14 protein-coding genes are annotated in these 11955 nt (G+C 46.1%); 4 read left to right on the top strand and 10 right to left on the bottom strand.

Translation table 11 applies throughout. The annotated features are described in order from the left end of the window. Nucleotides 1-43 precede the first annotated feature (43 nt). The 5 genes from AC6RGY_RS05325 to AC6RGY_RS05305 form a co-directional block, all read right to left on the bottom strand. Nucleotides 44-1540 carry an AAA family ATPase gene (locus AC6RGY_RS05325; protein WP_499860257.1) on the bottom strand — a complete coding sequence of 499 codons (1497 nt, stop codon included), beginning with the start codon at nt 1538-1540 and terminating at the stop codon, nt 44-46. Next, nucleotides 1537-2064, bottom strand: a complete 528-nt coding sequence (locus AC6RGY_RS05320; protein ID WP_499860254.1) for a hypothetical protein — start codon at nt 2062-2064, stop codon at nt 1537-1539. Before AC6RGY_RS05320 ends, AC6RGY_RS05325 begins: the two co-directional genes overlap by 4 nt. 148 nt (nt 2065-2212) lie before the next feature. After that, a complete protein-coding gene (locus AC6RGY_RS05315) occupies nt 2213-2881 on the bottom strand; it encodes a hypothetical protein (protein ID WP_499860252.1) in 669 nt (222 codons plus the stop codon). A 127-nt stretch (nt 2882-3008) separates the two neighbouring features. Further along, nucleotides 3009-3653, bottom strand: coding sequence for a response regulator (locus tag AC6RGY_RS05310; protein ID WP_499860250.1), 645 nt, complete (start codon nt 3651-3653; stop codon nt 3009-3011). 1 nt (nt 3654) lies between these two features. Next, nucleotides 3655-4494: a sensor histidine kinase gene (locus tag AC6RGY_RS05305; RefSeq protein ID WP_499860248.1), complete on the bottom strand. Its 840-nt coding sequence runs from the start codon at nt 4492-4494 to the stop codon at nt 3655-3657. Between the two features lie 197 nt (nt 4495-4691). Here AC6RGY_RS05305 and AC6RGY_RS05300 point away from each other — a divergent pair, with 197 nt between their 5' ends. Next, on the top strand, nt 4692-6041 hold the full coding sequence (locus AC6RGY_RS05300; RefSeq protein ID WP_499860246.1) for a PepSY-associated TM helix domain-containing protein: 1350 nt from the start codon (nt 4692-4694) through the stop codon (nt 6039-6041). Nucleotides 6042-6160: 119 nt separating this feature from the next. Then, nucleotides 6161-6361, top strand: a complete 201-nt coding sequence (locus AC6RGY_RS05295; protein WP_499860243.1) for a hypothetical protein — start codon at nt 6161-6163, stop codon at nt 6359-6361. Nucleotides 6362-6445: 84 nt separating this feature from the next. Here AC6RGY_RS05295 and AC6RGY_RS05290 read toward each other — a convergent pair whose 3' ends face one another. The 4 genes from AC6RGY_RS05290 to AC6RGY_RS05275 all read right to left on the bottom strand — a co-directional run bounded on the left by AC6RGY_RS05290 (nt 6446) and on the right by AC6RGY_RS05275 (nt 10570). After that, the gene (locus AC6RGY_RS05290) at nt 6446-7699 is read right to left on the bottom strand and encodes an amidohydrolase (RefSeq protein WP_499861468.1); all 1254 of its coding nucleotides are present in this window, start codon (nt 7697-7699) and stop codon (nt 6446-6448) included. A gap of 219 nt (nt 7700-7918) precedes the next feature. Further along, on the bottom strand, nt 7919-8809 hold the full coding sequence (gene ligD / locus AC6RGY_RS05285) for a non-homologous end-joining DNA ligase (protein ID WP_499860240.1): 891 nt from the start codon (nt 8807-8809) through the stop codon (nt 7919-7921). Nucleotides 8810-9239: 430 nt separating this feature from the next. Next, complete coding sequence (locus AC6RGY_RS05280; RefSeq protein WP_499860238.1) at nt 9240-9587, bottom strand: hypothetical protein; 348 nt, start codon at nt 9585-9587, stop codon at nt 9240-9242. 74 nt (nt 9588-9661) lie between these two features. Continuing rightward, the gene (locus AC6RGY_RS05275) at nt 9662-10570 is read right to left on the bottom strand and encodes an ATP-dependent DNA ligase (RefSeq protein ID WP_499860235.1); all 909 of its coding nucleotides are present in this window, start codon (nt 10568-10570) and stop codon (nt 9662-9664) included. Between the two features lie 63 nt (nt 10571-10633). On the opposite strand from AC6RGY_RS05275, the gene AC6RGY_RS05270 reads away from it, so the two are divergent. Then, entirely contained in the window at nt 10634-10807 is a 174-nt protein-coding gene (locus AC6RGY_RS05270; protein WP_499860234.1) for a hypothetical protein, read from the top strand. Nucleotides 10808-10817: 10 nt separating this feature from the next. After that, the gene (locus AC6RGY_RS05265; RefSeq protein ID WP_499860233.1) at nt 10818-11123 is read left to right on the top strand and encodes a hypothetical protein; all 306 of its coding nucleotides are present in this window, start codon (nt 10818-10820) and stop codon (nt 11121-11123) included. On the opposite strand, the gene ku is transcribed toward AC6RGY_RS05265, so the two are convergent. Then, the gene (gene ku / locus AC6RGY_RS05260) at nt 11120-11917 is read right to left on the bottom strand and encodes a non-homologous end joining protein Ku (protein ID WP_499860231.1); all 798 of its coding nucleotides are present in this window, start codon (nt 11915-11917) and stop codon (nt 11120-11122) included. The two genes, AC6RGY_RS05265 and ku, sit on opposite strands and share 4 nt — an antisense overlap. Nucleotides 11918-11955: the final 38 nt, after the last annotated feature.

Raw genomic sequence — 11955 nt, 5'->3', positions numbered from 1 at the left:
GGAAAAGCCTCATCACGTGTGATGAGGCTGGAATCAAATTTGCTTAACGGACTCCCTCTTCTACTAGTACAAGCATTTCTCGGAAAGTATCGCCGGAAAGCTGCTCGTTCTTCAATAGCAAGTAGAGGCCCCGCTCCAATACCGGACGGTGTTCTTTAATGCTTTCCACTGTGCGGTCTTCAATCTCTTTTAAGATACGAAGAGACTCTTGCTGCATTGCGGATTTATCGATCCAGTCGGGATGAATAATACCCAAATCGGATAAACCGGATTCAATCAACGTTTGCGTATAGCGATTTGCCTGTTCGTAATCATTTTTCGCGCCCGTACTACGATTACCAAACACGACCTGCTCTGCTGCTGCACCAGCCAAACAAACCATCATCTGGTCTTCGATCTGCTTGCGCGTATACAGATAGCGATCTTCGCCGGGGTGATGACGAACATAGCCAAGAGCTTGCCCGCGTGGTGCGAGTGCCACTTGCGAAACGGATCCTGGTTGTACCCTTTCTGCCACGATGGCATGACCCAACTCATGAATCGCCACACGCTCTCGTTCTTCCTGTGTCGTTTCACGGTCCGTCTTTTCGCCCATCATCACTTTGTCTATAGCAAAGGAGACATGTTGTGGCGAAATTTGCTCTTCCCCTGCACGCAAAGCATATATAGCAGCTTCGTTGGTCACACTCTCTAACTGTGCGCCAGAAAAACCAAAGGTTTCATCAGCGATCTTTTCAACCTTAACCTCTGGAGCGAGAGGTTTGTTTTTTAGGTGGAGCGTTAAGATGTGAACCCTTGCTTTCTTGTCGGGAAGATCAACCGCAATGTGACGATCAAAGCGCCCAGGACGTAAGAGTGCCGAATCCAACATATCCTTCCGATTTGTCGCGGCCACAACGAGCGTGCGTACCCCCGCTTCTGAAGTTAGTCCATCCATCTCTGTAAGCAACTGATTCAAGGTCTGATCGTATTCACGGTGTTGCGAGCCAGCACGCTGTCCTCCGATCACATCAATCTCATCGATAAAGATGATCGCGCTTTTCTTTTTCTGTTTGTGCGCTCTCTCCCGCGCCTCTTGGAAGAGTTGCCGCACACGTTTGGCTCCTACTCCAACAAATTCCTCCACAAAAGTACTGCCGGAGGTAGAGACGAAGACGGAATCCGTATAGTGAGCAGCGGCTTTGGCCATCAGGGTTTTACCTGTGCCGGGTGGCCCTGAGAGCAAAATCCCTTTTAAGGGGCGAATGCCATAAGAGTCGATTTGCTGTGGTTGGAGTAAAAAATCGAGTGCTTCGACCAACTCTTGTTTTGAACGATCCTGCCCACCAATCTGCTCAAAGGTTAATTTAGGGACGGATTCTCCCGTCTGAATGGATTTCCTTTTCCCAATACCCATGTGGCCATTACGCGATTGAGAGAAGTATGCGAGGCTGCCAAGGATCAAAATCAAAAATAGAAGGGGTAAGGGGGAAAGACCCAAATATCCAAAGAAAAGAAATAGAGCGGCCATCGCTCCCACGACCCATCCCATGATTTTCATTCCTCGCCACCTCCTTTTGCATTCTCCTCAAGGGGGAGCGTCTGAAAGAAAGCCTTCCCTTGATAATGAAGAGAGAGATAGATCGCTTCTTCATCCATTACAACATCTGAGCGAACTCCCTCATGGGTGGAGGCTTGCTCTTGGACCATCGTCGGTATCGCTCCATACTCCTCCTGAGCGATACTTTGATAGAGAGAAAAAGCCAGCGCATCCCAGGTTTCTTGCAAAACGGGAGCTGAATCATTTACGAAATCGATCGTCACTTCTCGCTCTTGCGCAAGCAAAGAGACCTGTTTCTCTAGATCGCGATAAGCTGTTGCATCAAAGGAATCATCCGCTTTTAACCTCAACTGAACCTGACCGGGGTTAACGCTTTGTTCGATCAATGTAATCGCATTGTTCGATTGGAAATATTCCTCAAGTGGCTTTTTTATCGTTAACCATTGATAACTAAAGTAAGAACCGAATAACAAGATAAGCGTGACGAAAAGTGCAGTAATCGCTTGAAATGCACGAGATTTCATCGCGTCACGCCCCCCTTCTACTTGGGATATACCCATAATCAATACTATGAGTATATCATATGATATATATGATATAAAAAGGGAATTAATAGGATGTCTTTATGAGGAAAGGATAGGGTAAAAGAAAAAACCATGGATCATCCATGATTTAAGGAAAGAGGTAAATCATCTTGTGTGTAGTGGATTGTTGAATATGTACCCTCATTTGCACCAGATTTTCCTTTTCGAGATCATACCACAGTTCATACACCACATCGGTATTTTGACTGGCATGCTTTGCTGCTTCGGAATCGTCAAACCCGGTTCCTAGACGCTCGATCAGTTTCTCCTCTACCGCCACTGGATCAAGGGCGATCTCTACCCGTTTTAACATCTGTCCGCCCAATTTTTTCTGTGGTAAATCAGAGATGTTGCCCCATGAGGATTCAATCATTTGGAAATGATCTTCAGGCGCAAGCAGACCAAATTGTTCTTCTTCCAATGTTTCTTGCTTCCCCTTACTTGCTAATTGAATTTGCGAGCCCTTCTTTATAATTGCCAACTTTTGTTGCGGATCTTTAATCTCCCAATCAACTCCAGTCTGTTTACCATTGATTTTGTATGCGGTAGACTCATCAAGCAAAAGTTGAAAGGCATATTCCTTCTGCTTTCGGTGTTGTCGCAAAATGTCAGCAACTTTGTCTGCTTGAGATTGTAGCTGTTCTTCCTTCGTGAGTGGCGTCGTAGCCGATTGATCTTTAGCAGAAGACTCTTCTGCTGTATTTTCCTGACAAGCGCAGAGGAGTAAAAAGCATCCCAAAATCAGGAGTGTACGCACACCCCTTCCCCCTTTTAAATTAGTGCGGATGATGTTTCTATTCATACGAAGGAGGCGGGACAAATATGACTCTTTCCTCCTTCATTTAGAGATGGATGAAGGAGGGGTGTACTGTGCGCGATGTTGCTCACTCTTCGCTTTCACCTTTGCCGTAAACATATCGCGTTAACTGAACACGGTTATGCACATGCAGTTTCTGCATGATATTTTTTAGATGATTTTTCACGGTATTCTCAGAGATGTTTAATTGTTGCGCTAGCATTCTGTTACTCAACCCTTTAGCTACCCATTGCAAAATCTGTTGTTCACGAGGAGTTAATCGCTCCGTCTGAGCAATATCTTTCCCTGGTTTTAGCTCTTGCAGAATTTGATGAGCAATGGATTGTGGCATGGGAGCTTCCTCTGCCATCAATGAATGTAGGTATTCCAACCATACTTTAGGATGAAGGTTTTTTAATAAATAGCCTTGTGCTCCTTGCTTAATGGCCTCAAATAAATGAAATACTTGATCAGAAACCGTTACCATCACAATTTTGGTGTTGGGAACTTCTTTTTTAATCACTCGTGTGGCTTGTAAACCATTGAGGATCGGCATGTTGATATCCATCAAAACCAAATCGGGGTGCATCTTTCTGGTTAGATCAACTGCCTCCTGTCCATTACTTGCTTCACCTACCAATTCAAATGCAGGATCTTGCGCTAGAATCATACGGATCGCTTCCCGTGCGTGGGCGTGATCATCCCCGATAACGACACGATAGGATGCATTCATCTTATCGCTCTCCTTTGGAAAATAAAACCTTTGTTTTCCCTTCATGACGCCTCAAAGTAAATGTCGCCCCTAATTCCGCTAATCGCTCTTTCATCATAACCAAGCCAAAATGACCTTGCTTCAGTAGCGTATCCGGTGAATTTGTAAAGATTTGCTCCACCTCTCCATCATCTACAACCTCCATCTTCCATCCATTAGTGGAGGATTGAAAGTGGATCGTCACTTCTGTCGCCTTCGCGTGTTTGCGAATGTTGGTAAGAGCTTCTTGTAAACAGGCCAGGAGTTCCACCTTTGCTTTAGAATGAAGCATATTGCCACTTTCGCTTACGTCGAGGAGAACCCGAAGCCCACTGTTCATGGAAAATTCGTCCGCTATCAGTTGAAGACGCTGCTCCCATTCTTCCTGCGTTTTCAAGCTGGGAGGACTTTTAAGATTGGCAATAGCTCCCCGTACGGTCTCGTGCAGATGGCGTATGCTCTTTTCGACTTCGTTCCATTCTTGTTGCGGTGACTCAACCTCTTTGAGGGCATGGACACGGACCGAGCACAAAAAAAGCGATTGCGCAATGCTGTCGTGGAGGTGGCGTGCCATTCGTTCTCGCTCCTCTAGCACAGCTTTTTCGGTACGCTCTCGCTTTAATTGCTCTTGAAGTTGTTCGTAACGATAAAAGAGACGACGCAGGAGGGTGACCGTAATCATAAAGACCAATAACGGAGACAACCAATTTCCTAGTTCCATTGAAATATAAGGAAGAAGCCATTGATGACGCACATATTCCCATAATCCGATCACCAGCGTCGGACTGATTAAGATGAACCACTTAATTTGTTTGTCTGTCATGTGTTCTCCTCTTTCTCCACTTCACTTCTCATAAAACCCATCATACCACGTGGAGACGAGGAAAAACGATTTGTGGAAGTTGTTCAAGGTTTCGACACCGGAACTAGCCCTTATGGGTCATGGCTAACTTCTTCTCCACTCGTATACTTAGAGTCCAAAGTATACTTTTGGCCCTACAGTGAGAGGAGAAACAAACAATGCAGCATCAGAAAAAACAACAAGAGAAGACCGCCCAAAAGCTTTATCCCACGGTATGGAGATGGCATTTTTATGCGGGCCTTATATTCGCCCCCTTACTTATTTTGATATCAATTACGGGTGCCATTTACCTGTTTAAACCTCAGATCGAAGAGAGTATATACAAGGATTGGTATTTCATCACACCGCAGGAGGAGAAGTGGTCAGCGAATCAGCAATTAGAAAGCGTGTCACCTGACTTGTCCGATGGTGAAATTCTGCAATACCAACCAAGCTTCACAACGGATCGAACCACGCAAATTCGCGTACTTGATAAAGGGGAAGTGAAAACCCTCTTTATCAATCCATACAACGGTGACATAGTAGGAGAATTAAAGGAAGAAGACCGCTTGATGAATCAAGTGGTGAAGTTGCATGGTGAGCTAATGATGGGAACATGGGGAGATCGGATTGTGGAATTGTCTGCAAGCTGGGCACTTATTCTCATCCTAACCGGGATTTATCTCTGGTGGCCACGTAAAAAGCCTTTTCTTTTTGGCACTCTCTTGCCACGTGTTCACAAAGGAAAGCGAATCCTTCTTCGTGACTTGCATGCTGTACCCGCTTTTTGGCTTTCCAGCCTCATTCTCATTCTCATCTTAACTGGCTTACCTTGGTCAGGAGTATTTGGCGAGAAACTAAACCAGATTGCAACCGCTACGCAATCGGGTTACCCCACAGGATTATGGGGAGACAAGCCTGAATCCACCATTCCCACGAAGGAAGTGGTCGAGGATGCCGCTTGGGCGGCGGAACAATTGCCAGTACCTTCATCTAAGGAAGGTGTTTCTCCCTTATCGGTAAACGAAGTGATGCAGATTGCCCGCGAAAAAGAGGTGAGTCCGGGCTACGCTATCTCACTTCCGAAAGGAGAAACAGGGGTCTACACCGTTTCCGTTTTTCCAGAACAACCGGAGAAGCAAGCGACTCTCCATATTGATCAGTATAGTGGCGAGGTGTTAGCTGACCTTCGTTTTGCTGATTATGGCGCATTGGCTAAAGTGATTTCGATTGGAATCGCTCTTCATGAGGGGCATTACTTTGGACTTCCGAATCAAATATTGGGATTGATTTCTTGTCTTGGACTCATAGCGATCGTCATCAGTGGAGTATGGATGTGGTGGAAAAGGAGACCAACGGGTAATGGAGGGTCGCCTCGAACACCGGGGAAAATAAGTAAAGGGATGATACTTTTGATTCTATTTCTCGGTGTATTGTTGCCGTTAGTCGGGATCTCCATTCTGATCGTCTTCCTTATTGACAAGTTCTTGGGATGGGTGGTTCCAAAATGGAGAGCACGTCAAGAGTAGGAAAAGTCACATCTATAGAGCAAATACCCCTTTGCTCTTCTCATTCGCACAAAATGTGTTAGACATAACCCCCTTCGCCCAGGTGATACTAAAGTCACAGGCAAGAGGAGGTGAGCCGAGTGACAGCTCCCCTTTCCCGCGGATGGGTGCGGGAGTCTTTGCAAACCCACCTGTCCAGCGAAGAATGGCAACAGATCGAACCTTTTTTTCACACCGAAATGTGGACTTCTCCAGCGATGTGTAGTCGCCATTGGCAGATGGCAACAACAGAGGAGAAGCCCACCGTACGGTTTCAGTTGGAGATTGACATGAAAGTTTAGTCTTACGCGTAGTTTTACTATTATTCTTCCTGCCTATACTCCACTCCATTTATTGCCTGTTGCCAGATGGTAACAGGCTCTTTTTTAATGAAGTGATGCAAATGCGCGCGTTACTTCAAATGTAATGCGCTCTTCATCCAAGGTTAGGCATTCACGGTTTCTCATAATGGGTTTTCCATCAATGTAGACGTCTTGGACATCGCCACATGAAGCAGAATAAACGATATGGGAGACAAGATCATGAAGCGGGTGCATATGGGCACCAGATAACTGGAGAGTGAGGAAGTCTGCCCTTTTCCCTACTTCTAATGTTCCCACCTTTTGTTCCAAGAAAAGAGCTTCCGCGCCATAGACCGTTCCCATTTGCAGTGCAGTAAAAGCGGGAACCGCTTCCGGATCATGTGAAACGCCTTTATGAATTAAGGCAGCTAGCCGGATTTCCTCTAAGAGATCCAGGTTGTTATTACTGGCCGCACCGTCTGTAGCAAGCGAAGGGCGCATGCCTTTTCTTATCATAGCGGGAATGGGGGCTACTCCACTTCCTAGTTTCAGATTGCTACCCGGATTATGAGCCACCTTCACATCGTATTGAACCATTAATTCCATTTCCTCTTCGGTCAAATGAACAGCATGAGCGACCAAGGTAGGCAAGTCAAATACACCCAGTTCATGTAAGTGAGCAACAGGCCGTTTCCCGTATTGCTGTACATTTTGCTCTACTTCTTGTACTGTCTCCGACATGTGGGTATGAATGGGCAATTGAAGCTCATGTGCTTTTTCTACGATTTGCTCAATGTATTTAGGCGGGCAAGTATAAGGTGCATGAGGGGACATCATCGTCGTGATGCGGCCTTCGGCCCCGTGATGCCAATCACGTGCAAACTGAACGGCTTCTTGCAATTTAGCCTGCCTTTCTTCCTCAGAACCAAGACCAATCACACCACGGCATAAAACAGCACGCATGCCCGCTGTTTCAACCATTTCAGCTACTTGATCCATATGATCGTACATATCAGCAAAGCAAGTAGTGCCCCCTTTGATCATTTCCACTAATGCTAATGCTGTGCCCGCACGTACATGATGAGCCTCAAAACGAGCCTCAATCGGCCACATCTTCTCTTCTAGCCACGTCTTCAATGGGAGGTCATCCGCATATCCCCGTAGAAGAGTCATTGCTGCATGATTGTGTGTGTTAATGAATCCAGGAAGAACAGCTTTCCCTTTTAGATCAATTACTTCATCGTATAAAGAAAGATCGGGCTCCGGTCCTATGTAATCGATGGTGGTTCCATTAACCCCTATACCTCCTGTGAAATAACGGTCTCCTTCTGTTGTCATCGGTACGATGATTCCATTCGTATAAAGTCTCTTCACGTTTTGCCCCTCCTATGTATCTTCACAAAACGGATCGCTAAAATCCTCTGTCAACCATACCGTATCCCTTTCATCCTCGCAAGCTTAGGGAGAGATGATCACTGTTGGGCTTGGAATGCAGGTAATCTAGATGTTTCAGTATGGTTTGGGTTTTCTCCTTGTAGCCTTCTTATTCTGTGGAATTCATTCCAGTTGGCGGAGAATAGCGTCTAATGATTGTAGGCGATCCGGCTTATACAGAGGAGCCAAGGGATCTGGTCGTTTTTGCAACCAGTTGGGAACTTGGGATAACAAAAAATCATCCGGTGTGGCTCCTTCTGCTAGTTCGTCCCAAGTGATAGGCATCGATACGCGTGCGTGTAGCGATGCCCGCGGTGAATAGGGAGCGATCAGAGATTTTCCACGCCAGTGTTGGAGATAATCCAGATAAACCCGTTGTTTGCGTGCTTTCTTCGCACGTTCAATAGTAATGAGATCAGGAAAACGCTCTTTTAAATAATGCGCGATAAAGGAAAGCACTTTTCGTGTATCTGAAAAAGAATAATGTTGAACGATTGGAACAATAACCTGTAGACCCGTGGCACCAGAGGTTTTTACGGCTGATTCCAGTTGGAGATCAGCTAATGTATCACGAACACGGAAGGCCACCTCTCTCACATCGCTCCATTGATCTGTACTTGGATCAAGATCGAAAACGAGCTCGATCGGCATTTCTTTGGAATAAGGATGAAAGGCTGTGTGAAATTCCAGGCAGGCTTGGCTTCCTAACCAGATAAGAGTGGGAGTATCCTCTAGCAGGATGTAATGGATGTCTCCCATTTTTGCAGTTCGAACCCATTCGGGGGCATAAGAAGGAACATTTTTTTGATAAAAAGATTTGCCACTGACGCCGTCTGGATACCGTATAACCGTTAAGGGGCGCGTACGCGTGTAGGGTATCAATAAGGGGGCAATCTGCAGCAACTCCAGTAGGTATTGCCATTTGGTGAGATCTTCTCCCGCAAAAAATACCTTATTGGGATGAGTCACCTTGATCTTTCTACCCTCTACCTTTACCCACTTCACTTCTTCCACTAGCCTGATGACTCCTCTCACTTTATCCCTTTCACTGGGCTAATACCTAATCTTTCTTGGACAAATGTCCCTTTACCACTTTCCTACATACATTGGGGGTGTACCTATCTTTTAAAAGAGGGAGGGTGAAAAACGTGGTGCCAACAGAAGCTTATTATCCAGAGTCTTCACAATCCGGTGCAAGTGATTATCCTGCCCCTACATCCAGTTCTCCACCATCTTATTCACCACCAGCAGTACCTTTCTTCCCTTTTACTAGTAATCAGATCGGAATGGCACGAATTAACAGCCCCTTTTTCCCCTTTTTTGGGTTTCCCTATTTCGGATATCCCTTTTTCCCGTTTTACCGAGGATTTTATGGGGGCTATCGACCTTTTGGACCTATTGGACGTCGATTCTATTGGTAAGCAGGAGGTGAAAGAAAAATTGTCTAGTTATCACAAAAGAAAAGTGAAGGTTCAACCGGAAGAACCGGTTGCACAAGATGATCGTCACAAGAATGAGCAAGAAGAGCCATCCGCCAGGGTGACACAAAGACGACCTTATCCGCCTCCTCCTGGACCAGGACCACGGCCGCCTTATCCCCCTCCACCTGGACCAGGACGAAGACCACCTTATCCACCGCCACCCGGACCAGGGCCACGACCACCTTATCCGCCTCCTCCCCCTCCACCACCGCGGCCACCTTATCCTCCTTACAGACCTTACCCTCCTTACCGACCTTATCCGCCCCCACCCCCGCCACGACCGCCTTATCCCCCTTACCCGCCTTATCCACCACCCCCACCTCCTTATGGCCCCTACTACCCTTGGTGGAGAGTGTATTAAAAAACACCCCGGTTAACCGGGGTGTTACCCCTGAAAGCCCAGTAGCGACGGACTGCGCATCGTTTGTTCAGGTGTCCATCCCATAAACTGAACCGTACAGCCGAGAGTGGGACGTAGCCATCGGATGCTAGAATTTATACGGAGTGGCGGAATGTGAAAGGGAGAATGTGGAATCGATAGTTCGGGCAGAGCATCGGTTAAAAGTTGCCTAGATGCTTGCGTTAATCCGGAGCCGACGCGACCAATGTAATGAAGTCCGTCATTCTTTTCTATTCCAATCAGCAACGAACGAACGCGCTCTTGTTCTATGAGTACACCGCCTATGATCGCCTCAATCGTATCAAAGTGTTTTGCTTTTTTCCACGTAGGATGCTTTTTTCCTGGATGGTAAACGCCTGATTTTTCTTTTATCACCACCCCTTCCAGCCCCAGTTCTTTCGTTGCGGCATAAAGACCAGGCCCATCCTCATAGGATGGACAATAATCAAGTGCTTCATGGGAAAAATTCATTTTGCTTAGAAGATGTAATCGTTCTTCTAACGGGACATGTAGCAAAGAAGTACCTCCAACAGCGAGAAGATCAAACATCATATACAGGACCGGTATGTTCCGTGATTGTTGCAACACGGTTTCGGGCTTGTTGACCCGATCTCGCTTTAACACGCGATAAAAATCAGGCTTGCCATGATGAAGGGCCACCATTTCACCATCAAAGATGGCTGTACGACGGTGAGCAGTTAATCCTTCTACCACCTCGGGGTAAATGAGGGTCCGTTCGTTTCCCTTTCGTGTATAAAGGCGGCACTCGCTTTCTGCCACTTCAGCTACGATACGAACGCCATCCCACTTCACCTGATAAAGATAGCCATCCTTTTGATCTACCTCTGTAACCAATACGGGCTCCATCGGTTGGATTCGTTCCGTTTCCTCCAATTCTTTCCCCCCTTAAGGTATAAATCAATCCTTTTTACATACAAATGAAAGGAGGGACGTCTAATGCCTATCATTTTGGTACAAATTGCCCTTACCTTAATCATCATCCATGCTGTTTTCCAAATCTATCAACTAACACAAATTTCTAAGCCGACGGGAACGCATAATGTACTAGCCATTGTTTATCAAGCATCCATCATCATTGTTGCACTTTGGCTTTTCCCAGAACTTTGGTGAGGAGGTCAACATGTGGGATAACAGACAACCCGTCTTACTCGCAATTGCTGCTGTGAATCTGATGCTAATCACTTTGCTGATAGCCAGCACGACCGTCACTATCCCACCAGTAGATCAAAGTGTCCTAAACACGTCGAATAAACCGGCACGAACAGAGTATCAGCTCCAGCTACAGTCAAGCTCAAGCAAAGGGAATTGGCAAGTAGAACACTATCAAAAAATGGAGATCATTTATGATGGTTCCGGGGAAAAATTAGAGACCAATCCCACATCAGATGAACTTTATTTACGTTATTGGCGAGGTGACTCGCCCTAAGCTTTCTTTTTGCTCTTTTTTGGTTTCTTTGTCTTTTCTAGACTTTGTTTTAACGCTTCCATCAGATCGACCACTTTCTCCGGTTCCGCTCCTCGCGCTTCCACCACTTCTGCACCCGCAATTTTTTGCTCAATTGCTTGAGAAAGCGTTTCGCGATAAGAGTCTGTATATTTCGTTGGATCAAATGAAGTGGACAAGTTCTCAATCAATTGGCGAGCCATTTTCATTTCTTTCTCAGGCAAATCCTTCTCCTGTTTAGGAAGCCCTGGTACCTGCTGCACCGTACGCACTTCGTTTGGATAGAAGATGGTCTCCATAACCAGACACCCTTCGTAGACACGTAAGGCGGCCAATGATTGTTTGGAACGAATGGTAATCTGCGCCACTCCAATCTTCCCTGTCTCTGCTAGTGCTTCACGTAAGAGCGCATAAGCATGTTCTCCTGTATCCGTCGGACCTAAAAAATACGTACGGTCGAAGTAGATCGGGTCAATCTCTTTTAAGTCGACAAAGTCCAGAATAGCAATTGCCTTGCGATTATCTGGCGCGATCGCTTCCAATTCTTCTTTGTCCATTAAAACAAATTTCCCCTCTTCATACTCTACGCCTTTAATAATCTCTTCCCAGCTCACTTCTTTTTCGCACTGCGGACAATAGCGTACATTTTTGACCGGTGTTTGACATGCTTGATGAAGATAACGAAAAGAGATCGCTTGTTTCTCCGTCGCCGCATACATCTTCACCGGTATGTGAACCATTCCAAACTGAATGGATCCCTTCCACATGGTATGCATGTTTCTCTCCTCCCTTTCAGCCAATACAACCTGAAAAT

Source organism: Mechercharimyces mesophilus (assembly GCF_059818345.1).
The sequence above is the reverse complement of the archived record's forward strand: the minus strand, read 5'-3'. Positions and strand labels throughout refer to the sequence as shown.